The organism is Actinoplanes sp. NPDC023936 (assembly GCF_040639325.1).
Taxonomy (GTDB): domain Bacteria; phylum Actinomycetota; class Actinomycetes; order Mycobacteriales; family Micromonosporaceae; genus Actinoplanes.
This window is the reverse complement of the sequence record NZ_JBEZZR010000044.1, coordinates 50,973-76,154: the sequence shown is the minus strand read 5'-3', so window position 1 is coordinate 76,154 and position 25,182 is coordinate 50,973. Positions and strand designations below refer to the sequence as shown.

General features: G+C 71.3%; 20 protein-coding genes. 5 read left to right on the top strand and 15 right to left on the bottom strand.

From position 1 onward, the window contains the following. Window positions 1–838: 838 nt before the first annotated feature. From AB0F72_RS36375 to AB0F72_RS36340, 8 genes are all read right to left on the bottom strand, one after another. Window positions 839–1,774, bottom strand: a complete 936-nt coding sequence (locus AB0F72_RS36375) for a PfkB family carbohydrate kinase (RefSeq protein ID WP_360441640.1) — start codon at window positions 1,772–1,774, stop codon at window positions 839–841. Between the two features lie 28 nt (window positions 1,775–1,802). Next, the gene (locus tag AB0F72_RS36370; protein ID WP_360441637.1) at window positions 1,803–2,603 is read right to left on the bottom strand and encodes a carbohydrate ABC transporter permease; all 801 of its coding nucleotides are present in this window, start codon (window positions 2,601–2,603) and stop codon (window positions 1,803–1,805) included. Next, window positions 2,600–3,472 (bottom strand): sugar ABC transporter permease, encoded by an 873-nt coding sequence (locus tag AB0F72_RS36365; RefSeq protein WP_360441634.1) that lies wholly within the window; start codon window positions 3,470–3,472, stop codon window positions 2,600–2,602. Before AB0F72_RS36365 ends, AB0F72_RS36370 begins: the two co-directional genes overlap by 4 nt. Further along, window positions 3,469–4,707, bottom strand: coding sequence for an extracellular solute-binding protein (locus AB0F72_RS36360; RefSeq protein WP_360441631.1), 1,239 nt, complete (start codon window positions 4,705–4,707; stop codon window positions 3,469–3,471). Before AB0F72_RS36360 ends, AB0F72_RS36365 begins: the two co-directional genes overlap by 4 nt. After that, complete coding sequence (locus tag AB0F72_RS36355) at window positions 4,694–5,800, bottom strand: LLM class flavin-dependent oxidoreductase (RefSeq protein WP_360441628.1); 1,107 nt, start codon at window positions 5,798–5,800, stop codon at window positions 4,694–4,696. Before AB0F72_RS36355 ends, AB0F72_RS36360 begins: the two co-directional genes overlap by 14 nt. A 161-nt stretch (window positions 5,801–5,961) precedes the next feature. Continuing rightward, complete coding sequence (locus AB0F72_RS36350; RefSeq protein ID WP_360441625.1) at window positions 5,962–8,112, bottom strand: ATP-binding protein; 2,151 nt, start codon at window positions 8,110–8,112, stop codon at window positions 5,962–5,964. Window positions 8,113–8,254: 142 nt separating this feature from the next. Then, the gene (locus tag AB0F72_RS36345; protein WP_360441622.1) at window positions 8,255–9,610 is read right to left on the bottom strand and encodes an NAD(P)/FAD-dependent oxidoreductase; all 1,356 of its coding nucleotides are present in this window, start codon (window positions 9,608–9,610) and stop codon (window positions 8,255–8,257) included. 166 nt (window positions 9,611–9,776) lie between these two features. Next, entirely contained in the window at window positions 9,777–10,940 is a 1,164-nt protein-coding gene (locus tag AB0F72_RS36340) for a S8 family peptidase (RefSeq protein WP_360441619.1), read from the bottom strand. A 164-nt stretch (window positions 10,941–11,104) separates the two neighbouring features. On the opposite strand from AB0F72_RS36340, the gene AB0F72_RS36335 reads away from it, so the two are divergent. Then, window positions 11,105–13,120 (top strand): ATP-binding protein, encoded by a 2,016-nt coding sequence (locus tag AB0F72_RS36335; protein ID WP_360441616.1) that lies wholly within the window; start codon window positions 11,105–11,107, stop codon window positions 13,118–13,120. Here the strand turns inward: AB0F72_RS36335 and AB0F72_RS36330 are convergent. The 5 genes from AB0F72_RS36330 to AB0F72_RS36310 all read right to left on the bottom strand — a co-directional run bounded on the left by AB0F72_RS36330 (window position 13,117) and on the right by AB0F72_RS36310 (window position 20,748). Next, window positions 13,117–15,459 carry a PAS domain S-box protein gene (locus AB0F72_RS36330; protein WP_360441613.1) on the bottom strand — a complete coding sequence of 781 codons (2,343 nt, stop codon included), beginning with the start codon at window positions 15,457–15,459 and terminating at the stop codon, window positions 13,117–13,119. The genes AB0F72_RS36335 and AB0F72_RS36330 overlap by 4 nt on opposite strands. 31 nt (window positions 15,460–15,490) lie before the next feature. Beyond that, entirely contained in the window at window positions 15,491–16,078 is a 588-nt protein-coding gene (locus tag AB0F72_RS36325; protein ID WP_360441611.1) for a hypothetical protein, read from the bottom strand. A gap of 32 nt (window positions 16,079–16,110) precedes the next feature. After that, window positions 16,111–17,304, bottom strand: coding sequence for a GAF domain-containing sensor histidine kinase (locus AB0F72_RS36320; protein ID WP_360441608.1), 1,194 nt, complete (start codon window positions 17,302–17,304; stop codon window positions 16,111–16,113). Beyond that, window positions 17,301–19,415 (bottom strand): ATP-binding protein, encoded by a 2,115-nt coding sequence (locus AB0F72_RS36315; RefSeq protein WP_360441605.1) that lies wholly within the window; start codon window positions 19,413–19,415, stop codon window positions 17,301–17,303. Before AB0F72_RS36315 ends, AB0F72_RS36320 begins: the two co-directional genes overlap by 4 nt. A 67-nt stretch (window positions 19,416–19,482) precedes the next feature. Continuing rightward, window positions 19,483–20,748 (bottom strand): histidinol-phosphate transaminase, encoded by a 1,266-nt coding sequence (locus AB0F72_RS36310; RefSeq protein ID WP_360441602.1) that lies wholly within the window; start codon window positions 20,746–20,748, stop codon window positions 19,483–19,485. Window positions 20,749–20,900: 152 nt separating this feature from the next. Between AB0F72_RS36310 and AB0F72_RS36305 the strand changes: the two genes are divergently transcribed. The 3 genes from AB0F72_RS36305 to AB0F72_RS36295 all read left to right on the top strand — a co-directional run bounded on the left by AB0F72_RS36305 (window position 20,901) and on the right by AB0F72_RS36295 (window position 22,530). Further along, window positions 20,901–21,398: a DUF6069 family protein gene (locus AB0F72_RS36305; protein WP_360441599.1), complete on the top strand. Its 498-nt coding sequence runs from the start codon at window positions 20,901–20,903 to the stop codon at window positions 21,396–21,398. Between the two features lie 86 nt (window positions 21,399–21,484). Beyond that, window positions 21,485–21,973, top strand: coding sequence for a hypothetical protein (locus AB0F72_RS36300; protein WP_360441596.1), 489 nt, complete (start codon window positions 21,485–21,487; stop codon window positions 21,971–21,973). Then, on the top strand, window positions 21,970–22,530 hold the full coding sequence (locus AB0F72_RS36295; RefSeq protein WP_360441593.1) for an RDD family protein: 561 nt from the start codon (window positions 21,970–21,972) through the stop codon (window positions 22,528–22,530). The genes AB0F72_RS36300 and AB0F72_RS36295 overlap by 4 nt, the downstream gene beginning before the upstream one ends. Here the strand turns inward: AB0F72_RS36295 and AB0F72_RS36290 are convergent. Further along, window positions 22,520–22,840 carry an SHOCT domain-containing protein gene (locus AB0F72_RS36290; protein ID WP_360441590.1) on the bottom strand — a complete coding sequence of 107 codons (321 nt, stop codon included), beginning with the start codon at window positions 22,838–22,840 and terminating at the stop codon, window positions 22,520–22,522. The two genes, AB0F72_RS36295 and AB0F72_RS36290, sit on opposite strands and share 11 nt — an antisense overlap. Before the next feature lie 5 nt (window positions 22,841–22,845). Continuing rightward, window positions 22,846–23,310 carry a DUF6325 family protein gene (locus AB0F72_RS36285; RefSeq protein WP_360441587.1) on the bottom strand — a complete coding sequence of 155 codons (465 nt, stop codon included), beginning with the start codon at window positions 23,308–23,310 and terminating at the stop codon, window positions 22,846–22,848. Between the two features lie 256 nt (window positions 23,311–23,566). Here AB0F72_RS36285 and AB0F72_RS36280 point away from each other — a divergent pair, with 256 nt between their 5' ends. Further along, window positions 23,567–25,012: a hypothetical protein gene (locus AB0F72_RS36280; protein ID WP_360441584.1), complete on the top strand. Its 1,446-nt coding sequence runs from the start codon at window positions 23,567–23,569 to the stop codon at window positions 25,010–25,012. Window positions 25,013–25,182 lie beyond the last annotated feature (170 nt).

Genomic DNA, 25,182 nt, shown 5'->3' with positions numbered 1-25,182 from the left:
AGAACCGCACCTGCACCCCACGAGGCACCATCTTCCCCATCAAAACCCCTGATCAATCGAGTGTTGCAACCACTGATTGACTCCAAGGCGCGGATGACCTGCGCTGGGTACGGCTCGGGGTCGCGAGCCGTAGTGTGCGCATGTTTCCGGCGCGGATGACCTGCGCTGGGTACGGCTGAGGTTTGCGCAATGCCACTTAGCCGGAGTCGATCTTGGAGTCGGGGCTGGTGAGCGGCTAGTCCGAGTGAAGCGGTCGCCCTCGCAGCCGCCAACTACCCCGGATCGTCACCTGGTGTGCTGGCATCCGGGGTAAAGCCGGCGCTTTCCGGAAAGCCGCGGACGTGGGAGGCCCCGCAGAATGCCGCACACCCCGTAGTGCTCCCCGTGGACAGTCACCCAACGTGACGCGGCGTGGGCTCGATGAGCCGCCCGGCCGCAGACGAGGCGATCCGTGCACCCAGCGGGCGAAACGGCGGGCGACAGGTCGATCCGGGCGACGTGGCGAACCAGATGACCTGGCGAACCGGGCGGAACAGGCGAACCGGGCAGGCCGGGCGGGCCGATCGACCCGCCCCAACGGCAACCCTCGCGACCGCGTGACGACCCGACTGCGTGACGACCCGACTGCGGGACGGCGCGACTGCGGGACGGCGCGACTGCGTGACGACCCGACTGCGGGACGGCGCGACTGCGGGACGGCCCCCACCCCGGCGAGCATTACCCCGCAGGCCCGAATTCCACAGGCATATGTGCAGCTCGCAGCCGTGATCAACTTAAGCTGGGTGGCTTCGCGGGCCGTAGCGTGCGCGTGTGGACGGTGGGGTGCCGCGCCGGTGAGCTAAGTGATCGGGGTGAGGCGGACTCGCTTGGTCAGCTCGGCTATCGCCTCGGTGCGGCCGGTGCCGAGGCCGTGCCGGGTGACGTTGAGGGCGCCCGCCGCCGCGCCGGTGCGTACCGCCTCGTGCGGCTTGCCGCCGCGGGCCAGCACGGTGGCGACCCCGGCGGTCATCGAGTCGCCGGCGCCCCGGTGGTCGACCACCTGAAGGGTGGGCAGCTCCACGAGCAGCGGCTCCTCGTCGTCGATCAGGGCGATGCCGGGCTCGCCGGCCCGGCTGATCAGCACCGATCCGGCGCCATTTTTGCGCAGGTCGTGGGCCGCGTCGACGAGTTCCTCGACGCTGTCGCCGGTGGCCCGGCCGGCGTCGATCAGCTCCTCGTGGCTGACCTTGAGGAAGTCGACGCCGCCGTCGAGGACCGCGGTCAGGTGATCGCCGGAGAGGTCGGCGACCACCGTCGAGCCGTTCGCGCCGAGGTCGGCGGCGAGCCGCCGGTACACGTCGGGGGAGATTATGCCGGGCGCCGCCGGGCCGCTGAGGATGCTGACCCGGGTACGCATCCCGGCCGCCAGGGTGACGCTGTAGATCTCGTCGAGGGTGTGCCGTCCGAGCGCTTCGCCGGCGTGCTGGGCGACCTCGTCACGGGAGCCGTCGCGCCGGTCGTGCACGTACCATCCGCTGCCGGACGAGCGGCGGACCGTACGTACCTCAATCTGCTCGCTCTGCAGCAAGAGGGCGATGATCTCGCCGATCTCGCCGCCGACGGCGGCGCAGAGAGTGACCGACGCGCCCAGGCCGGCGCACATCCGTGCTTGCCAGACTCCCTGGCCGCCGGGGTGGACGTGCAGTTCGGGCTCGTCCGACTGCTGCTCGACGGTGACGGTCAGCTGGGGCACCGGTGCGAACACCATGATCGTGCCGGGTTCGTCAGCGGGCATCTCCGGGGCCTACCCGCTTCGCCCGGCCTCAACCCTTCACGGCTCCGGCTGTGATGCCCGCCACAAAATGCCGCTGCAGGAACGCGTAGGCCAGCACCATCGGCAGCGACGCGACCACCACCCCGGTGAAGAGCAGCGGATATTCCGTCAGGTATTCGCCCTGGAAGTCCAGCAGCGCCAGCGGGAGCGTGCGTTTGTCCGGGTCGTCGATGAAGAGCAACGGATAGAGCAGGTCGTTCCAGTGCATCACGATCAGGAAGATCGCGGTGGCGGCGAGCGAGGGGTACGAGACCGGCACGGCGATGCGGCGATAGCAGGCCCACGGCCCGGCGCCGTCGAGCTCGGCCGCCTCGTAGAGCTCGGCGGGAAGCGTGCGCATGAAGCCGGCCAGGATGAAGACCGCGATCGGCAGCGTCACCACGATGTTCACCAGGATCAGCCCGGTCAGGCTGTCGCGCAGGCCGAGGCGGTCGAACTGCACGTACTGCGGGATCATCACGGCCTGGGCCGGCACCGCCAGACCGATCGCGAAGATCGCGAAGAGGATCCGGGACGGCCAGCGCGGCAGCCGGGCCACCGCGAACGCGACGAGGCTGCCCAGGAGGAGCGTGACCGGCACGGAGACGGCGACGACCGTGAGGCTGTTGCCGAGCACCCGCAGCATGTCCTGTTTGGTGAGCACCGTGACGTAGTTGTCGAGCGTCGGGTTCGACGGCGGGCCGAACGGTGACGCGAACAGCTCGGGCGTGGTCTTGAAGCTGCCACCGACGATCACCACGAGCGGCACGGCGATCAGCAGGGCGTACAGGGCGAGGACAGCGCGTCTCATCCGTGCACCATCCGGGCGGCTCGGTTCTGCAGGAGGGTGACCGCCGCGATGGCGACCATGAAGATGACCGACTCGGCGGCGGCGTAACCGAGCTGCGAGTTCGTGAACGTCGTGTAGATCCGGGTGGAGAGCACGTCGAGGCTGGACCGCGGCGGGTTCCCGGCCAGGCCCAGGATCAGATCAAAGGCTTTGAAGGACTGCAGACTCGTGTACGCGATGACGAGCGCCGTGGCGGGCGCGACCATCGGCCAGGTGACGTGGCGGAACTGCTGCCACCGGCCGGCGCCGTCGGTTTTCGCGGCGTCGTACAGCTCCTCCGGGATCTGGTTGATGCCGGCGATGTAGATGACCATCATCTGCCCGGCGTGGAACCAGATCTGCGCGACAGCGACCCAGAGGATCGCGGTGGCCTCGTCGCCCAGGTACGCCGACTGGAACCGGTCCAGCCCGGCCGCGCCGAGCAGGCTGTTGGCGAGGCCGAAGTTCGGGTCGTAGACGAACTTCCAGATGAACGCGACGGAGACCGACGACAGCACGGTGGGCAGGAAGAACAGTGCCCGCAACGCCGTCGACGCCCGGCTGCGGGCGGCCAGCAGGACCGCGAGCAGCAGAGCCAGGGCGGTCTGCCCGAGCACCACGACCAGCAGGAACTTCAGGTTGTTGGTGAGCGCGTTGCGGAACAGGTCGTCGTCGCTGACCACGTCCGTCAGGTTCGACAGTCCCACGTCGGTGAACGCCGGGCTGTAGCCGTCCCAGTCGGTGGTGGCGTACCGCAGGCCCTGTACGGCCGGGAGCAGGAAGAACCCGCCGTACAGGGCCAGCGCCGGCGCCGCGAACAGCAGCAGACGCCAGTTCTTGAAAAAGATCATTTCTTCTGGTCGATCACCTTCTGGGCGGCCTCGGCGGCCTCCTCCGGGCTCTTGCCGCCGGCGACCTGCACCGTCGCGTTCTCCACGGCGCCACGGACGTCGAGGTTGCTGAACTGGAAGCGCGGCGCGAGAGCGGTCTTCCGGCTCAGCCACGGCGCGAGCGCCTTCAGGTCGGCGTTGGTGTACTCGACGCCCTTGACCGTGACGTGCTGCGCGGTGCCGTTGGCGTAGACGCCGGCCACCGCCGGGTCGGAGAGGTGCTCGAGCCAGGCCCGCGCCGCGTCCTGTTTCCCGGACTTCGCGTTCACGCCGAGGATGAACGTCGCGTTGAAGACGCCCTCGTACTTCGCCTTGTCCGCGGTCGTGGTGATCGGGGCGAGCAGGTCGATCGGGAAGGTGGCGCCGAGCTTGCGCACGCCCGCGACCTGGAACGAGCCGGTGGCGAGCAGGCCCGCCTTGCCCTGCGCGAAGAGCGCCACGGCCGCGTCGCTGCTGGTGCCCGTCGCGCCGGTCTGGAAGTACGGCGCGAGCTGCTGGTACTGCTTCAGGACGGTGAGGAACCAGTCGTCGGTGACCCTGTGCTCGCCGGTCTCGATCTTGCCGAGCGCGTCGTCGCTCGGCGCGTTGTTGACCACCATGACGTTGAGCAGTTGCCCGGCGTTGGCCGCGTCGCCGCCGGGCCAGGCAATCGGCGTGACGCCCTGGCTCTTCAGCTTGTCGAGCAGCGAGAGGAAGCCGTCCCAGTCCTTCGGGGCGGCGTTGACGCCGGCCTTGCTGATCAGGTCGGTGTTGGCCAGCGGGGTGTTGAAGACCAATTGGTACGGGACACCGAGCTGCTTGCCGTCCCGGGCGCCCGCGGTGATCAGGGCCGGCTCGTACTTCTGGACGAGAGCCTGCCCGGTCAGGTCGGTCCAGACCCCGGCCCCGGCGAGGTCGAGGAACTGCGCGCCGCGGAACGCGGTGAACGCGTCGCCGACGCTGCCGCCGCGCAGCTTCTGCAGCGCGGTGCTCTGGTAGTCGTTGGAGGGCGAGATGTCCTGCTGGACCTTCGCGGCGGTGAAGCCCGCGATGACCTTCTCGAAGACCTCCTTGTCCTCGGCCCGCCAGTGGGCGAAGGACAGGGTATCCGACTTGCCGGATTTGTCGGCGGAGTCGCCCCCGGGGCCGGCGCAGGCGGCCAGCAGGGAGGCGGCGGACGCGCCGGTGGCGAGACGAAGCAGATCACGACGGTTCATTGGTGCTCCCCAGAAGAAGATGGCGACGGCGCAGTTCCGGGATCAGCCCTTCGCCGGCGTGATAGACCTCTTCCAGGTGCGGATACCCGGAGAGGATGAACTCGTCGATCCCGAGCTCGTGGTACTCGGCGATCCGGTCGGCCACCTCGGTGTGGCTGCCGACCAGCGCGGTCCCGGCGCCGGGGCGGACCAGGCCGACGCCCGCCCAGAGGTTGGGGTAGATCTCGAGCGCGTCGAGCTTGCCGCCGTGCAGGGCGAGCATCCGCTGCTGGCCGACCGATTCGGCCTGCCGCAGCGAGCTCTGCGCCTTCGCGATCTGTTCCGGGGTGAGGGCGTCCAGCATGGACCCGGCGACGGCCCAGGCCTCCTCGGCGGTGTCCCGGGTGATGACGTGCAGGCGGATGCCGAATCTGATCGTGCGCGACGCGCGTTCCCGGATCGCGGCGATCTTGGAAGCCACGGCGGCGGGCGGCTCGCCCCAGGTGAGATACACGTCCGTGTGCTCGGCCGCCACGTCGAGGGCGGCCGGTGACGAGCCTCCGAAGTAGATCGGCGGCGGGGTGAACGCGCGTGGCGCGAGGGCGCCGGCGACCCGGTAGTGCTCGCCCGTGAAGTCGAACGGGCCGTCCCAGGCGCCGCGCAGCACGCTGAGGAACTCGCCGGTCCGCGCGTACCGCTGGTCCTTGTCCAGCCAGTCGCCGAAGCGCTGCTGCTCGGCCGCGTCGCTGCCGGTGACGATGTTGAGCATCAGCCGGCCGCCGGAGATCCGCTGGAACGTCGCGGCCATCTGCGCGGCCAGGGTCGGCGACAGCGAGCCGGGCCGGAACGCGACGAGGAACCTGAGGGTACGGGTGTGCTGGGCGATCGCCGCGGTGGTCAGCCACGCGTCCTCGCACCACGTGCCGGTCGGCGTGAGCACGCCGGTGAACCCGTTGCGTTCGGCGGCGCGGGCGACGTCGATCAGGTAGTCGAGGTCCGGCGCGCGGAACGCCTTCTCGGTGGCGGAAGTGTGCGTGCTGTGACCACCTCGATCGTCGACGCCGACGATCGACCGGCTGTCACCGGTCGTGGGGAGGAACCAATGCAGGATCACTGAGCCTTTTTCAACCCGGCGAGGGCCTCGCTTGCCGGTGCCGGACAGCGGCCCGGCGGCTTCAGGCCCGATGTCGGGTTGAAAATTGCTCATTGGCATGGTCCGAGATGTTGGCACAATTCCTATAGAGCAACAAGGCGATCTAGATTATGTGCACGTGATCACACAACCCCTACCAGGTTCGATGTCGGCTGACCTGCGGCGGGGATGGTGAAGGCGAAGATCGTCCCGCCGCCGGGGTTGGGCGCGGCCTCGATCCGGCCGCCGTGCCGCTCCACGATCCGGCGGCAGATGGCCAGCCCCAGACCCGTACCCGGATGGGCGACGCCGTTGCTGGCCCGGTGGAAACTGTCGAAGACCAGGGCGTGCTCGCCGTCCGGGATGCCGATGCCCCGGTCGGCGACCTGGACCCGCACGCCGCCGTCCGGCTCCCGGCGGCCGGTGATGTCGATCCGCGGCGCCTGACCGGGCGGGGTGTACTTGATCGCGTTGCCGACCAGGTTGTCGATCACCTGCCGGAGCAGGACCGGGTCGGCCTGCACCGGTGGCAGCGAGCCGACGAAGATGTCCGGCCGCAGATCCGGGCCGCCCAGATGGTCGGTCCGGGCGGTCACCACGTCGTCGACGAGCGAGCGCAGGTCCACCTCGCCGAGGCGCAGCGTGGCGTCCCGGGCGGCGGCGTAGTCGAGCAGTTCGCTGATCAGCTTCTCCATCCGGCCCGCCCCGCTGATCACCTTGCCGGCGCTGTGGCGCGCCTCCCGGAGGGCGTCCGGGCTGCCGGCCTCCGCGTCGTCCAGGGCGTCGATGATCAGCTCGGCGAACCCCCGTACCGCGCTGAGCGGGGACTTCAGGTCGTGCGCCACCACACCGGCGAAGCCGCGCAGCTCGGTCTCGACCTGCTTGCGCTCGGTGATGTCGTGGAAGACCGCGACAGCGCCGCGCTCCCCGGCGGAGGTCTCGATCGGGCGGGCCGACACGCTGATCACCCGCCCCTCCGGATACGCCGGGTGCCGGATGATCATCTCCACCTGGTCGCTGTCCTCCCCGGCGAGCGCACGGACCAGCGGCAGTTCCGCGGTGTCGAACGGGGTGACACCGTCCACCCGGAAGAGCCCGTAGTGCCCCTGCCAGGACTCCACCCCGGCCTCCGGGTTGCCCTTGCCGAGCATCCGGATCGCCGCCGGGTTGTGCAGCAGGAACCGGCCGTCCGGGCCGACCACGCCCACGCCGTCGCTGATCCCGTCCAGGACCGCGCCGAGCAGATCGGCCTGGCGGCGGCTCGCGGCCTCGCCGGCCCGCAGCTCGGCGGTGGCGGCACGGACCTGCACGCGGGCCCGGTCCCGGCTGGTGGCGAGCACCCAGACGAGCGCGCTGAGCAGGGCGGTCAGCACCAGGCCGCCGGAGGCCATGGAGAGCGGGAACGCGCTGCGGGCGCCCGGCAGCCCGGCCGCCGGCGCGCTCGCCCGCAGCGTCCAGCTCTTGTCCGCGACCGGGATGTCGACGGTACGGACCAGGTCGCGCTCGCCCTCCGACGCGGCGCCGAGCTCCGCCACCGTCACCTCGCGCCGATCCGCGCCGGCCACCGTCAGCGTCAGGTCGAGCAGGCCCTGTCCGGCGTGCTGAAGGGTGTCGCCCATGAAGTTCTGCCCGCGCACACCGAGCACCACCCAGCCGAGGAAATGCTGCTCGACCCCGTGGAAGACCGGCGCGGCCATCACGAACGAGTGCTGCCGCTGGGCCGAGGGCAGGTCTCGGTCGACGAGCAGCTGGTAGGTGTCGGAGACGGCCGGCTGGCCGGTCCGGCGGGCCTGGGCGAACGCCTCGGCCGGCGCCACGGCCTGGGTCATGTCGACGCCCCGCAGCGGGCGGGTGCCGTCCAGCGAGACGCCGGCCACCACGAACGCGTGCTCGCCGCTGCCCTTCGGGGCGAGGGTGAGGTCCGGCGCGCCGAGCCGCCGCCACCGCTCCTGCAGCTCGGCCACCTGGTCGTCGGTGGCCGGTACGACCAGGGCGATCGCGGTGGCGCCGGCCAGCTTCATGGTCTTCAGCGGCTGGACGATGCGGTCGTACTCGGTCGCGGTCAGGGTCTCCTGCGCTCCGGCAGCGGCCGCCGTGGTGCGCAGGATCTCCACGTAGCGCCGGGTCTCGGAGCGCACCGCCTCGGCGGCCGCCGCGGTACGCCGGTCCATCTGCACCTCGGCCGCCGAGCTCTCCCGCCGGACCAGCGCGGTGAACACGGCCAGGGTGACGGCACAACCGATCGCGGCCACCAGCGCACTGAGGGCCGCGGTACCCGGTCGCTTCCGGCTCACCCTTACCTGTTCGACGCCGGACCGGGGCTGCTGAGAGCAGCACCCGGGAGCGCCCTTCGCCGAACCGGTTTTACGAGCTGGCCGGGCCCTACGAGCTGGCCGGGCCCTACGAGCTGGCCGGGCCCTGCGAGCTGATCGGGCCCTACGAGCTGATCGGGACCGGCGGCGGGGTGGCGGCCTCGGTGGCAGTGGCCTCCCGCAGGGCGGCCCGGGCGTTGATCTGCTGGCTGGTGACCGCCCGCTCCGGCCGGCGGCGGCCCAGGAAGGCGACCGCCCAGCGGACCAGCGAGCTGGCCCGGTTGCGTCCCTTCGGCAGGTACGCCCAGTGCACGCCGAGCCAGAGCAGCCAGCCGGCCAGCCCGCTGAGCCGCAGCCCGCGCAGGTCGGCGACCGCGGAGAACCGGGCGACAGTGGCGATGTTGCCCTTGTCGAAGTAGTGGAACGGCTTGCCCGCCGGTTTGCCGGTGAGCCGGTCCCGGATGGTCCGGCCGACGTATTTACCACTCTGGATGGAGACCTGGGCGACGCCGGGCAGCCGGTCGAGGCTCATCAGGTCGCCGATCACGAAGATCTCCGGGTGGCCGGGGACGGTCAGGTCCGGGTTGACCTGGATGCGGCCGGCGCGGTCGGCCGGTGCGCCGGTGGCCTCGGCGAGGCGGCGGGCCAGTGGCGCGGCCGCGACGCCGGCGCTCCAGATCTTGGTCATCACCGCCAGGCGTTCGGTACCCGTCGACGTCTCGAAGGTCACGCCGGTGGCGTCGATGTCGACCACCTTGGTGCCGAGCCGGACCTCCACGCCGATGGCGCGGAGACGCCTCTCGGCGGCGGCCGACGATTGCGGCGAGAACGTCGGCAGCACCCGGTCGACCGCGTCGACCAGCACGATCCGCGCCTTCGCCGGGTCGATCCGGCGATACTCGCCGGGCAGCGTGCGGCGGGCGATCTCGGCGAGCTGGCCGGCCAGCTCCACGCCGGTCGGGCCGGCGCCGACGATGACGAACGTCAGCCAGCGCCCGGCGGCGGCCGGATCGGTCTCCAGCTCGGCCATCTCGAACGCGGAGAAGATCCGGGCACGCAGCTCGACGGCGTCGTCGATGCTCTTGAGGCCGGGGGCGAACTCGGCGAACCGGTCGTTGCCGAAGTACGACTGCCCGGCGCCGGCCGCCATGATGAGCGTGTCGTAGGGAACCTGGTAGGGCGTCCCGTCCGCGCCGGCCGCGGTGACCGTGCGGCTCCGCACGTCGACGTCGGTCACCCAGCCCTGCAGCACCTCGGTGTTGCGCTGGCCGCGGAAGAACTCGCGGACCGGGGTGGCGACCTCGCCGGGGGAGAGCAGGCCGGTCGCGACCTGATAGATGAGCGGCTCGAACACGTGGTGGTTCGTCCCGTTCAGGATCGTCACCCGGGCGTCTGCCTTGCGCAGCGCGCGGGCGGCGTACTTGCCGCCGAATCCGGCTCCGACGATGACGACGCGGTGCTGTCCCTGCTCGGTCATCATTTCACGCTCCTTGATCCACTTAATAGAACCGCGGATCAGGTACGGAAATGCCGTACGGCAGTGATGATGATGATCACCAGGGTCGGCCGTCACAAACACGTTGGTCATCTCGTCGCACGGGGAAGGGGCCCGCTGATCAAGCGAGCCCCTTCGATGGCGTAACCCGTTACTGCACCACGAAGAGCAGGCGGTTCGGCGATCCCGAGCCGGGGCTGGTGACCACGTTCGGGGTGGCGCTGCTGGTCAGCGACGAGGCGATCTGAGCCGGGGTGTAGCTCGGGTTGCGGGACAGCACGAGCGCCGCCGCGCCGGCCACGTGCGGCGCGGCCATCGAGGTGCCGCTGATCGTGTTGGTGGCCGAGGTGCCGGTGTACCAGGCCGAGGTGATCGACGAGCCGGGCGCGAAGATGTCCAGCACGCTGCCGTAGTTGGAGTAGCTGGCCCGGGCGTCGGTACGGGTCGTGGCGCCCACCGTGATGGCCGAGGCGACACGGGCCGGCGAGGAGCTCGACGCGTTGGTGTTCGAGTTGCCGGCCGCCACCGCGTAGGTGATGCCGGAGGCGATGGAGTTGGCGACCGCGGTGTCCAGCGAGCTGCTGACGCCGCCGCCGAGGCTCATGTTGGCGACCGCCGGCTTGACCGCGTTCGAGGTGACCCAGTTGACGCCCGCGATGACGCCGGCCGTGGTGCCGCTGCCGGAGCAGCTCAGCACCCGGACGCCGACCAGCTTGACGGCTTTCGCGACGCCGTACGTGCTGCCGCCGACAGTGCCCGCGACGTGCGTGCCGTGGCCGTTGCAGTCCACCGCGCCGCTGCCGACCGCGTCGTATCCGGCCCGGGCCCGGCCGCCGAACTGGCTGTGGCTGTAGAGGATGCCGGTGTCGATGATGTAGGCCGTGACGTTCGAGGCGGTCGTCGGGTACGTGTAGGTGGTGCTCAGCGGCAGCGCGCGCTGGTCGATCCGGTCGATGCCCCAGGTGGCGTTCGTCTGGGTGGCGGCCAGGGAGACGACCTGGTTCTGCTCGACGTACGCCACCTTCGAGTTGGCCGCCAGCCGCTTGGCCTGGGTCTCGGTCATGGTGGCCTCGAACCCGTTGAGCGCCTTGCCGAAGCTGCGCTTGACGGACGCGCCGTAGGCCTTGCTCAGGGACGCCTGCTGCGCCCCGGACTTGAGGACCACGATGTAGCTGCCGTCCACCGCGGTCGCGGAGCCGGCCAGCCGGATCTGCCCGAGCACCGGTGCCGCGGCCTGCGCCGGTGTTGCCGCCGCGACCGCTGCCAGTGCGAACAGACCTGCGGCCAGGATGCGGCCGTGCCGTCGAATCGCCATGTTCTTCCTCTCTCACGCCTGCCGGCGAACGTCCGGGGGGTATTGACGTTCGTCACTCGGCTTTGGGGAGAGCGTAGGCGGGAAGCCGCACCTCATCTATATATCGAAATGGCTATATCGTTCAGCAAATCGCCGGACGTGCCGAACAGGCGGGTGTGACAAGGATGTCCGTTCCCAGCACGGCGGGCTTCGCGGCGCTCTACCTGCTCACCCTCCTGGTCGGCCGGGAGACCATGCTGGCCGGTGAGCCGGTGGTGTGGCCGGCGGCCGGTGTGGCGGCGGTCTGGCTGGTGGTCCGCTGGGACTCGCGCTGGCGATGGCTCGACGTGGCAGTGCTGGGCGCGCTGACAGTGGGCGGCCTGCTGGTGGACCGGGCCGGCGTCCAGGCGGCGGCCGTGCACGCCCTCGCGGCGGTGCTGGCGGCGATGGCCTTCGCGGTGGCGAGCGCCCGGCTGCTGCCCGGCGTCTGGACCGGCCCGGAGGGCGGCCGCCCGATCGCGAGCCTCGCCGACCTCTGGCGGCTGCTGCTGGCCGCGACGCTCGCCGCCACGGTGGCGTCCTGCGTCGAGCTGCTCGGCGGCGGCCGGCTCGGTGAGGACGGCATGACCCTGCTGTTCGCGGCACGGGTGGTCCGCGACGTCGGCGGCGTTCTGATCTTCGGTGTCGCGGTCCGGCACGCCGGCTACCTGTTCCGCCGGGACCGACCGGCGCTGCCGCGCAACCGTGCCCTGGAATGCGTGGCCATCTTCGTCGTCTCGGCCGGTGCGTATTACTACACGTTCGCCGTCAACCACGACCTGCCGATCGGATTCGCGCTGCTCCCGCTCACCGCGTGGGCCGCGATCCGGATGCCGACGATCCTGGCGATCGGCCACTATCTGCTGTTCGGCTGCGCCGCGGCGATCTTCACCCAGCAGGGCTGGGGGCCGTACGCGGAGATCGCCGCACCGGACACCCGGCTGCTGGTGATCGAGATGTACACGGTCATCCTCGCCGTCGTCGGCCTCGCCCTGGCGCTGAGCCGCGACGAGCGCGACGAGCTGATCGCCCGGCTCCGCGTCTCCGAGCAGGAGGCCACCGAGAAGGCCGGCATGATGACCACGATCGTCAACTCGATGACCGAGGGGCTGGCCATCCTCGACCAGAACGGCCGGCTGGTGCTGCGCAACCCGGCGGCCGGCCGGCTGATCGGCAACGTCAACACGGTCGGCGGCGGCGTGGCGCTCGGCAGCGACTACGGGTTCTTCCACCCGGACGGCACCCCGCTCGCCGACGCCGACCTGCCCTACGCCCGGGCCCTCGCCGGCGAGGACGTGCCGCCGATGGACGTGCTGGTCCGCAACGCCGCGGTGCCGGAAGGGCGGGTCGTCCGGTTCAACGTGGCCCGGATCGCCATGCGGGCGAACGGCCCGCAGCACGTGGTGGTGGTCTTCCACGACGTCACCGCGGACCGGCGGCACCGCGACGAGCTGATGTCGTTCGCCGGGCGGGTCGCGCACGACCTGCTCAATCCGCTCACCACGATCGAGGGCTGGGCCGAGGTCCTGGAGCAGGAGCTGGCCGGATACCAGCCGGCCGAGCGGGTCGGCCGGATCCAGCGGGCGGCGGCACGGATGCGGACGTTCCTCAACGGCCTGCTCGCCTACACCGCGGCCCGCGACGGCAAGCTGATGCCGACCACGGTGAACCTGTCCCTGATGCTCGGCGACATCGTGAACAGCCGGTGGGACCTCGCGGAGAGCACCGGCTCGGCGCCGCCGTACTTCGAGATCGGCCCGATGGAGGCGGTCGAGGCGGATCCGGTGCTCACCCGGCAGCTGCTGGAGAACCTGATCGACAACGCGCTCGGGCCGATGCCGCCGGGAGTGGCGCCCTATGTCGGCGTCTCCTGCCAGCCGGCGCCGAACGGGATGCTGCGGATCGACATCCTGGACAACGGCATCGGGCTGTCGCCGAGCCAGCGGCGGGACGTCTTCACCAGCTTCCACAGCGGCCGGGACGAGCGGGGCAACGGGATGGAGCTGGCGGTCTGCAAGCGGATCGTGGAACGGCACGGCGGGACGATCGAGGCCATGGTGAATCCGTACGGCAGCGGGACCAGGATGTCGTTCACGCTGCCGGCCGGGCGGTCGGCGTACGCGCGCACGCTGGAGAACCAGTGGGCGTCGCGGGCCCGTTAGACAGCGCTCTCCAGCGTCAGGCAGAAGACGCTCCCGGCCGGGTCACCGGGCTGATAGCCGACCGAGCCGCCGTTCGCCTCGGCCAGGCTCGCGACGATGTGCAGGCCCAGCCCGTGCCCGGAGGCCGCGGTGCCACCGGCCCGGGTGTAGCGGTCGAACAGGCGCTCGCGCAGCGCCTCCGGCACGCCGGGACCCTGGTCGAGCACCGCGATCCGGGTCGTCTCGTCGCCGGCGGTCACCACGATCCCGGTCGCCCCGCCGCCGTACTTGCGGGCATTGGTCAGGAAGTTGACCACGATCTGCCGCAGGTGCGCCGGGTTGACCAGCACGGCTGCCTGCGGCGGGCAGTGCAGCGGGACGACCTGGTCGGCGGCGTCCAGCGCGTCCCGCAGCGCCTCGGCCAGCCGGACAGGGTGCCGCTCGGTGCGCAGCCGGGTCTCGCTCAGCGTGCACATCGACAGCACGTTGTGCCGCAGCTCGTCGATCCGGCGGGCGGCTTTCATGATCTTCTCGGTGGGCCCGGCGAGGGGCTTCGGCAGGTCGCTCTCCACCATCATCTCGCCGTAACCGAGGATCGCTGTCAGCGGCGTGCCGATGTCGTGCGAGAGCATCCCCATGAGGTCGAGCTTGAGCAGGTTGGCGCGTTGCAGCTCGCTGTTCGCCAGCTCCAGCTGGGCGTTGCGCTCGGCGAGCACGGCCTGGGCCGCGTCCCGTTCCCGCTGCGCGCGCAGCCGCGCGGTGATGTCCTGGATGACGCCGATCAGGTGCAGTGGCGCGCCGTCCGCGTCGCGCACCAGCCGGACCCCGATGTGCACGTCGACCGGGTGGCCGTCGGCGTGGATCAGCCGTTTGGTCCGCTCGTACGAGTCCTGTTCCTCGGCGAAGAGCCGGGCCGTCATGAGGATGCCCTCGGCATGGTCGTCCGGGTGCGTGAAGTCCTCGTTGCGGCGGCCGATCAGCTCCTCCGGCGCGTGCCCGATCATCCGTGCGTACGCCTCGTTCACGTGCCGGATCACGCCGTCCAGCCCGACGATCGCCTGGCCCACGGTGGACTGGTGGAACTGTGTCCGGAACTGCCGCTCGCTCGCCTCCAGGCGCTCCTCGGCCCGCCGGCGCTCAGTGATGTCGGTGTTCGTCTCGATCACTTCGGGGCTCGCCCCGCCGGCGTCCGGGCGGACCACGTGCCGGCTCAGCGCGGTAAGCGTCCGCCCGTCGGCCCGGCGGTGCGTGACCTGGCCCTCCCAGCGGCCCTCCTCGTGGAGGGCGCGCTCGATCGCGGCCTCGTCGTCCGGGAACACCGTGGCGAGCAGACGATGGATGTTGCGGCCGACGGCGGCGGCGGCCGGCCACCCGTACATCTGCTCGGCGCCCTTGTTCCAGAAGGTGATTTTGCCGGTGGGGGTGCGCACGATGATCGCGGCCGGCGCCGCGTCGATCAGCTCGGCCTGCCGGCGCAGCTGGCTCGCGGCGGCGCTGCGCTCGCTGATGTCGTGCAGGAACGCGTGGAAGACCACGCGCCCGTCGTGCTGGGTGGCCTGCACCGTGAACTCGACCGGGAAACGCCGGCCGTCCCGGTCCATCGCCGGGAGCTCGATGCGTTTGCCGGTGAGTGTGGACTGCCGGGTGGCGCGAACCCGGGCCAGCCCGGCGTGATGCGCCGCGCGGAACTCCGCCGGGATGATCAGCCCGGCCAGATCGGCGCCGACCGCCTCCTCCCGGGACCGGCCGAAGAGCGTCTCGGCGGCCGGATTCCACTCCAGCACCACACCGGACGCGTCGATCGAGATGTACGCGTCCTGCGACACCTCCAGGATCCGCCGGACCACCGCGGACGTCTCCTCGGCGTGCCGGGCCGCCCGGATCAGCGCGATCTCCGTCGACACGGCGGCCGCCAGGTCCTCCAGCACGGCCAGGTCGTCCGGGGACCAGTCGCGTGGCTGCCCGTCGATGGCACAGAACGAGCCGAGCGTCTGACCGTCGACCCGGATCGGCATCCCGGCGTACGCGATCACCCCGATCTCCGGGATCGCGAGGTTGTCCCTCAGCCGGTCGCTGAGCCGCGCGTCGCTGACCACGAGCGGCGCCTCGTCGTCGACGACGTGCCGGCAGAACGAGTGCGACAGCGGCGTCTGCCCGCGCTCGGCCCACGGCTCGGGCAGGCCGACCTGGCTGGGGAAGACCTGCCGGTCGTCGAGGACCAGGGAGACCAGCGCGGTGGGGCTGCCGACCAGGCGGGACGCGAGCCGGGTGAGGCGGCGCAGACCGGGCGGCTCGGGACTGTCCAGCACGCCGGTGGCGTGGACCGCGGCGACGCGTTCGGGGTCCTTGGTAGCGGCCACAAGATCCTGATCGGTTGCGATCCGGGAGGACTTAGGGCACCGCGCCCAGCATCACGAGAACCCCGGTGAACAGGGCGCTGGTGGCGTCCTGATCGAGATGCTGGGCCTGCCAGCCCCGGCTCTCGGTGCCCTGCAGCACGCCGGCCACCGTGGTCCGCACGGTACGCAGCGTGGCGGGGGAGAGCAGCACCGCGGAGGTGCCGTCGGCGTGCGCGGCACGCTCGGCGGCGCCGAGCGCCACCAGCGCCGCCGCCGCGCCGTTCAAGATCTGGGCGACATGCAGGCGGTCCCGGTCCAGATTGAAAGCCGCCACGTGTACGGCCAGACCGAGCGCCGTGATCAACCGGCCGGTCTCGTCGCCGCTGAGCACGGCGGGCATGGTGGCCGAGTCGTCCTCGCTCGTCGTCGCCCCGGCGCAGAAACCCTCGATCAGCTCACCGGCGATCTCACCCGGCACGAGGACCGAGGCGGACGGCGTGGCGCCGGGGAAGCGGCGGCTCAGGGCGGCCTCCACGGCATCGCGGACGATGTACTCCGGCACCACCCGCTGCTGCTCGCCGAGCCGACGGACGATCTCCGCGACGACGTCGCCGAGGTTCATCGCACCGGGCCGGTCCATCTTCTCACCGTAACGGTCGTCCGCCCGGTCCTTCAGCGGGCGCCGGGCAGGCGGATCCGGGCGGAGACGCCGTCCGCCGTGTTCCGCACGGTCAGGTCGCCGCGGTGCGCGCGCACGATGTTACGGGCGATGGTGAGCCCGAGGCCCACACCGGGCACCGCTCGCTCCCGGGCGTGCCGCCCGCGGTGGAAGCGGTCGAAGACCAGCGGCAGCTCGTCCTCCGGGATGCCCGTCCCGCCGTCGCGGACCTCGATCGCCGGGCGGGGCGTGCTCTCCACCCGTACCGTGATCGGCCGGTCCGCCGGGGTGAACGTGAGCGCGTTGCGCAGCAGCTGCTCGACCGCGTGGGCGAGCCGGGCCAGGTCGGCGCGGACCAGGACCGGCGCGGCCGGGGCCACGTCCACCGGGCCGCCGCGCAGCGCGATCAGCGGTCGGCACGACGTGAGGGCGGCCGCGACCACCGTGTTCAGGTCGACCGTCTCGACCGGCGCGGGGATCGGCGCCTCCGGCGGCCGGGTGCCGGCCAGGATGTGGTCGACCATCTCGACGAGACGCCGGCCGTTGCGGTGGATCGGGTCGATCAGCCGGCGGTACTGCTCCAGGCCCTCCTGGTCGCCGAGGATCTCCAGATAACCCTGGATGATCGCGACGGGTGTCCGCAGCTCGTGGGTGATCGTGGCGACCAGGTCGTCCTCGCGCGCAGCGGTGCGTGCCAGCTCGTCGCCGAGATCGGCCACCCGCAGCCGGCCGCGCATCGCGGACAGGTGCCCGGCGGCCTGCCGGGCGAACGTGACAAGGGTGTCCACCTGGCGGTCGCTGATCTCGCGGGCCTCGGTGTCGACCACGCACATGGCGCCGAGGACATGGCCCTCCTCGTCGATCACCGGTGCGCCGGCGTAGAACCGGATGCCCGGCGCGCCGGTGACGTTGGCGTACTCGGCGAACCGGGTGTCCCGGGTGGCGTCCGGCACGATCAGCGGCGCCCGGGCCGGCACCACGTGCCGGCAGAACGACACGGCCAGCGGGGTCTCCGCCTCGGCCAGGCCGACCTGGCCGGCGAACCACTGCCGGTCCCGGTCGACCAGGGAGACCGCGGAGATCGGGGTGCCGAACATGCCGGCCGCGAGCCTGGCGAGGTCGTCGAGGACCACCGGACGGGGACGATCGAGGACCTGGTAGGACCGGAGGGCGGCCAGTCGTGCGGGTTCGTCCGGATCTTGGCTCATCGGCGCGGTTCCCTCCACGACTGCTCTTCGGCCCGGGGGAAGTCGAACTGAGCGGATCCGGGGCCGGGCGGGATCGTGAACGTGAAGATCGATCCGCCGGCCGGGTTGTCGGCCGCGCCGATCGTGCCGCCGTGCCGTTCCACGATCCGTTTGCAGATCGCCAGACCGAGACCGGTGCCGGCGTACGTGGCGCCGCGGTGGGCACGGTGGAAGTTGCCGAAGATGGCGTCGTGCTGCCCGGCCGGGATGCCGATGCCGTTGTCCGCGATCCACACCCGTACCAGGTCGTGGTCGGGCTCGGCGGTGATGGTGAGCTCCGGCGTCACACCCGGCGCGGTGTACTTGATCGCATTGCCGATCAGGTTGTCCAGCAACTGCCGGATCAGCACCGGGTCGGCCTGCACCCGGGGCAGGTCGCCGACGATGAACCGGGGCACCGGGAGCCCGGCCGCGATCGCCGCGTCCAGCCGCGCCACTGTCACCTCGGTCACCACATGGCCCAGATCGACGGGTACGGTGGCGACCGTCGCGTCCCGTGCCGTCGTGTACGCGAGCAACCCGTCGATCAGCGCACGCATCCGCTGGGCCGCCCGGTGCACCCGGGCCAGGCCGTCCCGCGCCTCCGCCACCTCCGGGCCGTCCGGCAGCTGGTCCAGCGCCTCGCCGGCGAAGTCGCTCCAGCCCTCGATCGTGGTGACCGGGTTGAGCAGGTCGTGCGCGACCACCCCGGCGAAGTTGGTCAGCTCGTCGCGGTGCCGCCGCTCGGCCGTCGCGTCGTGGAAGAGCACCACAGCGCTGCGCCGGCCGGTGCCGTCGGTCAGCGTGGCGGCCCGCACGCTGATCACCCGGCCCTCCGGCACGCCCGGATTGTGGACCAGGATGTAGACGTCCTCCAGCACCTCGCCGGCCAGCGCGCGGGCGTGCGGCATCTCCTCGTCGGTGAGCGGCGTGCCGTCCAGGTGATGGAAGCCGGAATGAACGGCCCGGGCGGGCTGGCCGGCCGGGCTCGTGTAACCGCCGAGCAGCCGGGACGCGGCCGGGTTGCGCAGGGTCACCCGGCCCTCCTCGTCCACCACGGCGAGGCCGTCCGCTGTCGAATCGATGATCGCCCGGAGCAGCTCGGCGCGCTGCGAGGCCTGCTCCCGCTGCATCGCCAGCTCGGCCTTCTCGGCGGCGAGCTCGACGACGAGCGCGCTGCGCTCGTCACGGCCGAGCGCCAGCGCGAGGCCGATGAAAGCGATGAGCGACACGAAGAGCTGCGCGACGACGGCCCGGGACGCGTGGTTGCTGATCTCCGCGAACGGCCCCGTCCCGTGCAGGGTGAAGAGCACCACGATGATCCCGGCCATCAGGTTGTGCAGCGCCACGAACGAGGTCGCCAGCCGGGTGCCGGCCCAGGCCGTGACGCCGATCAGCAGGAACGCCAGCGGGAGGCCGTGACTGTACGCGAAGCCGGCCAGGTAGGCGCCGGTCGAGCAGACCACCAGCGCGACGTACTCGGCGATCCGGCCGCGCCGCATGCGCCGTACCCGATCGGCGGACTCGCGCCAGGCGGCCGGGCCCCGGCTGAGCGCCGGCCCGAGGCAGAAGCCGACCGCGCCGACCACCAGGATGCTCGCGATGTTGCGGGACAGCCACACCGACGTCGCCGTCCAGGTGTAGTCGCTCATCGCCAGCCAGACCAGGCCGGGTCCGAAGAACGCGCTGGTCAGGGTGGCGCCGGAGGCGGCGGCCAGCAACGCCCAGAGATCCGGCGGGCTGCGCATCGGCTCGGTGCCGCCGGCGCCCCAGAGGGCGGGTCGCCAGCGGCCGATCAACCACGTGAAGGCGTACGCCTGAGCGAGGTTCGTGGCCACGAAGATCACCGACATGGCCGGCGTGGCGCCGGTGCTGGTGTTCACCACGACGGTGACCACGGCGAGCGCCAGCGGGTCCAGCCAGCGCAGCGGGGCCCCCCGCTGCCGGCAGAACCAGATCACCGCGACACCGGCGGCCGGCCAGACCAGGCCGAAGCCGGAGTCGTCCAGGATGCTGGCCCGGCCCGCGTAGGTCGCGACCGCGTACGCCACCGTGAAGATCCCGGTGCGCATCAGCGACCTGCGATAGGTCATCGCCCCGTCCTCCCGGAACCGACGTGTCCAGGGACCAATCGGCTGGAAACGGGGCGAACTGAGCGTGTCAGCTCACCGCGGCCCTCCGAGCCGTGTACTCGCCGGTGCGGTGACCGGGGTACGGGATCAGGTTGTCCGCCTGCTCCTCGTACGACGTGTCGGCCCAGCGCCGGCCGGCCTGCTCGAGCGGCTCGGTGTCGTAGACCGACCGGTTGTGGAACCGCTGCGCGTACTCCATCATCCCGTCGACCAGCCGGTCCACGTCGGCGGTCGGCCGCACCACGAGACGCATGAACTGGCTGGTCATGCCGAGCTTGTTGCCGCACTCGCGGGTCATGATGCCGTGGTTGGCGACCAGATAGTCGCGCAGCGCCACACCGGACCACTCGGTGGGCAGCTTCACCAGGAAGAAGTTGCCCTGCGACGGGAAGACGGTCAGTCCCGGCACCCGGCTCAGCTCGCGGGCCATCGACCGGCGGTCCCGGCTCAGCAGGCGCAGGCTCTCCTCGTACTCCATCTCGTGGTCGGAGATCATGTGAACGACCTTCTCGGCGAGCGAGTTGAGGTTCCACTTCGGCAGCATCTTGCCGATCTTGCCGGCGATCGCGGGGTTGGCCAGCAGATATCCGAACCGGATGCCGTGCAGGCCGAAGTTCTTGCCGAGGCTCTTCAGCACCACCGCGTTCGGGCGGATCACCGCGTCCGGGCCGACCGAGGGGTAGCGCTCGGCGTCCGAGAAATCGATGAACGACTCGTCGACGACCACCAGGTCGAGGTCGCCGAGCGCGTCCATGAACCGGATCACGTCGCGACGCGGCAGGTAGTTGCCGTCCGGGTTGTTGACGTTGCAGATCACCGCGACCCGGGACTTGCGCTCCCGGATGAACTCCACGTACTCCTCGAGGTCGAGACGGAAGCCGTCCCGCTCCTGCAACGGGAACATGTCCACCCGCTTGCCGGTCTCCAGGGGCTGGTCGGTCCACCGGCCGAACGTCGGGATCGGGATGGCCAGGCTCTCCTTGACCATCAGGTGGTCGATCCAGGTGATCAGCTCGGTGGAGCCGTTCGCCATCGCCACCGTCTGCGGGTGCAGGCCGAGCACGCTGGCCAGCTTCTTGGTGATCGTCGCGGAGTCGGACGGGTAGTACTTGAGGATGCTCTTCAGGTCCCGGCTCAGCTCGTCGAACATCTCCGGGGTGGGGAAGTACGGGTTGCACGGAATGCAGAAGTCGACGATCTCGGCACCCTCGCCGGCCGCGCGGGCCAGGTCGAAGTAGGACGCGCTGTGCGCTCCCTTGTGCAGGATCGACGTGTCGATTCCGGTCCGTGCCACGGTGTCCTCCCTCAGTTGGGCGTGCCGCAGTCCAGTACGGGCCGGGACCCGGAATCGTTCAGCGCTGTCGCTTTCATCCTCGCCGGATGAGGCGCCCGCGGGCTCGTGGATCCAGGCTCGGGGCTGTTATCCCCGACCGCCCGGAGGACGGCATGACCGGTATGAACGCACCGCTCGATCCGACGCCGCGCCCGGCGGTGAACGGCGGCAAGCTCTGGGCCGGTGGCGCCGCGACCGCCGCCGTCGCGGCCCTGATCGCCATCGCCGGCATCCTGTTCGGCCGGGGTCTCTTCGACATCGACGTGCTGGCGCCCAAGGGCCAGGGCACCTGGGGTGACGCGAGCACCGGCTGGTACGCCCTCGGTGCCGCGCTCGCCGCCCTGGTCGCGACCGGCATCGTGCACGCGCTGATCCTGACGACGCCCCGGCCGATGCGGTTCTTCGGCTGGGTGGTCGGGCTGAGCACGGTGGTGGCGATGCTGGCGCCGTTCGTCACCGACGGCAGCCTCGGCGCCCGGATCTACACGGCCGGGCTCAACCTGGTGCTCGGTGTGGCGATCGGCTCGCTGATCTCCGGGGTGGCCCGGTCGGCGACCATCCTGATCCCGCCCCGCCAGGCGCCGCGTCCCTACCCGCAGCAGTATCGCTGAGGGGCGCGACCGATGAGGAGCACGACCATCCGCCCGGAGATCCGCGCGGCAGTCCCGGGTCGCAAGACCGGAGTGAGGGGTTCGCGATGAGCATGCTGGGACTGCTGCGCTTCGGCGACGTCGCGCTCGGCGCCGCGATCCGTGCCCGGGAGAGCACCGCCGAGGTGGTGGAACGGTTCCGGGCCGCCACGCCGCGCCAGACCCTGCAGTCGAACCTTCAGGTGAACCTGCAGCCGCACGCCGACGAGATCCGGGAGAAGCTGGAGAGGTTGCGCCGGCGAGGCGCGGCGGAACGGCAGCGCGGACAGGGCGCGGTGACCGGCGCGATCGACGCCGCGATGACCGCGATCGCCACGTCCTCGCTGGTGAACCGCATCGTCGAGGTCCAGGCGGACCGGATGCTCGGGATGCTGGAGAAGGAGCCGGATCGGATACAGGGCCTGGTCCGCAGTCAGCGCGACACCGTGGTCGGCGAGATGGTCGGCCGGGTGCGCAGCGGCGCTGCGGCCGGTGACGCGGCGGTGGATCGGCTCACCCTGCGGATGACCCGCCGGGGCGGCCCCGAGTCGTCGTGAACGGTTACGGCGGGGTGGTCAGCCGGTCGATGGCGTACGCGGCCGACGCGTTCCTCATCGCCCTGCTGGCCGGCGGGTCGGCCACCGTGTTCTCGATGGTCGCGTCGGTGATCGGCGCGGAGGCGCGTCAGCTCGGCCAGGTCGTCGTCTCGTCCTACCTGATCCTGTTGCCGGCGTTCATGGCGATGTACTGCGCGCTGTTCTGGCTGCTGGCCGGGTGCACGCCGGGCATGGCCCTGCTCGGCCTGCGGGTGGTCCGGGTCGACGGCCGGCCGATCGGCTGGGTGTCCGCGGTGGTCCGGGGCCTGCTTCTGGCCTATCTCCCGATCATCGCGCTCTGGCTGCTGGTGGACCGCCGGCACCAGGGCCTGCACGACAAGCTGGCGAGGACCACGGTGATCCGGGACCTGCGTTCCGGTGCGAGCCGATGCCACCCCGATGGGCCGGATCGCACGCTGGACACGGACACGGGCACGGGCACGGGCACGCGGACGCGCCGGCCGCCGCGCGGGCATGCGCTGCGACGGCCGGCGCGAGACCGGTTCCCTATTGATTGAGGATGCGGGCCTTCTGCGCGTCGAACTCGGCGTCGGTCAGCACACCCTGGGTCTTGAGCTCGCCGAGCTTCTGCAGCTGCTCGATCTTCACGGCCATCGGGTCCGGCGCAGGGGCGGGCGGCGGCGCGTACTGCGGTTGCGGCGCGTACTGCGGCTGCTGCGGCTGCTCCTCGTACTGCTGGCGCATGTCCTCCTCCTCGGCCTGCCGGGACCAGCGGCCGGCCTGGCGGCGGGAGACACGGTTGGAAACGGCTGTCGCGGTGCCCGCGACCACGGCGGTGCGGGCCATACCCCTCAGCAGACCAGGCATGTCGATCACCGCCCGCCCAGCTGGGAGACGGCCGGGACGAACGCCGTCTCGGTCTCGTCCAGGGCGGCGAGCAGAGCCTGCACCGGGATCCGGCCGCCGGCCACCAACTGCGCGCCGTTGCGCCGCAGGGTGATCGCGAGCGGCGCCGCCCAGGTGTTCTCGTAGACCAGGATCACCGCGGCCGAGCCGGCCGTCAGCACCTCGCCGGCCTCGCGCAGGTCGTCGCCGCCGAGCATGCCGGACGCTGCCCCGTGGAACGCCCCGAGCTCCTCGAGGTCGAGGTCGCGGCCCTCCATGGCGGTCACCGTGCCGTCCAGGTTCTTGCGGACGAACGCGAGGTCGAGCACCCGGATGATGTGCCGGTCCACCAGGTCGAGCAGCAGCGGGAAGGCGGTTCCTTTCAGGCTCCCGTCCGGGAACTCCAAACACAGGTAGTCGATCGGACCCATGTCCTGTAGTTCGTCTGGCATCAACAGTCTCCTCAGATCGTCGTTCCGGTCCGGATCCGGCCGTGTCCCGGCGCTCCCGGGATGTGCGTGACCTCCACGGCGCAGGCGCTTGCCTCAGCGTGCTCGACTCCGCGCCGGGCAGGCTCACCCGCCGCGGATGAACTGAGTGCCACTTCGGGGTTCATCCGCGGCGGGTGAGGTGGCCGGCGCACCCGTCGGGGAGGGTCGGCGCTGTGCCGTCGGCGAGTCCTGCCGCGGGCGACTCGAGGAGGGTCAGATGACGATCCCGGCTGGTGAGTCCTACCTCGCAGGTCCGGACGAGCCGGACGAACCGGAGCGCTCGGGGACGGCTTCGGCTGCGGTCGAGGGAGCTTCTTCCGTACCGGATGATCTGGAGGTCGCGCGTCTCCAAGCGGAAGTGGCCGCGTTGCGCGCCCAATTGGACGCACGCCCCCGGCGGCGGCCGGTGGCCCGGTCCATCCGCTCGGGCCTCGCCGCAGTGCTCGTCGTGCTGGCGGCGTTCTGCCTGGTGACGAGCGTGGTGGGGCTGTGGGCGGCGCGCACCACGCTGAACACGGACCGCTGGGTGGCGACCGTCGCGCCGCTGCCGGAGGACCCGCGGATCAACGCGGCCGTCGCCGAGTACGCCACGACCGAGCTGTTCGCTGTCGTCGACGTGCAGCAGCGGCTGCGGGACGTGCTGCCGCCGCAGGCCGCGTTCGTGGCCGGGCCGATCGCCGGGCAGCTGCGCGAGCAGGTGCACAAGACGGTACGGACGGTGCTGGCGAGCGACCGGTTCCAGACCATCTGGGTGTCGCTCAACCAGCAGCTGCACCAGCGGGCCCTGGCCGTCCTGGAGGGACGCTCGGAGGTGATCACGACCACCTCGGACAGCGTCCAGATCGACCTGCTGCCGCTGATCAACCAGGTGTTGCGGGAGCTGAGCGCGCAGCTGCCCACGATGTTCGGCAAGCAGATCACGCTGCCGGATCTGAGCAGCGGGGAGATCCCGCCGAATCTGCGGCTGCGGATCGAGGAGGCGGTGGGTGTCACGCTGCCGCCGAACTTCGCGCAGTTCACTGTCTACGATGCGGGGCAGTTGTACGAGGCCCAGCAGGCAGTGGTCGCGGCTAAACGGTATTTAGTGGGATTTGTCGTGCTGACCGTTCTGCTGGTGCTCGCGGCCTTCGCGATCTCGCCCCGCCGCCGGCGCACCATGGTGCAACTCGGCGTCTGGCTGGTGATCGCCGCGGTCGCCGTCACAGTGGTGCTGCGTGCCGTCCGCCGGGAGATCCTGGAGGCCGTCCCCGAGGGCGTCTACCGGGACGGCGTCGACGCCACCGTCACCACGGTCTTCAGCGTGCTGCGCGAACGCGGCGTCCAGCTGATCGTGATCGGCGTGCTGCTCGCGCTGATCGGGTACCTGGCCGGGCCCGGCCGGTTCCCCCGGTGGCTGCGCGGCCAGACCCGGCGCGGCGCGGTGGCCGCCTGGCGCGGCGTGGCCGTCGGCGGGCGTGCGGTGACGGCGCACGGGCCGGGCTTCGCGGCCCGCAATCTCGACCCGATCCGGATCGGCGGCGTGATCGTGGCAGTGCTGGCGGCGCTGATCTGGTCGTCGTGGACCGGGCTGTTCGTGATCGTGATCCTGCTCGTGGTGTTCGAGGCAGGGGTGACCCTGCTGGCCCGCCGCACGGAGGGTTCCGCCGAGGTGATCGTCGGCTGACCCCCCCGTTGAGCGTGTGGAGTGGGGGTGCGGAGCGCGCGGGCCGGTCAACCTCCGCACGCCCGTCTCCTCGCGAGCCGTAGTCCACGCAGGTAAGGCGTTCGTCGCCCTCGGCGAGCCGTAGCTGGCGCAGGTTGGCCGCGTTCGTCGCCCTCCGCGAGCCGTAGCTG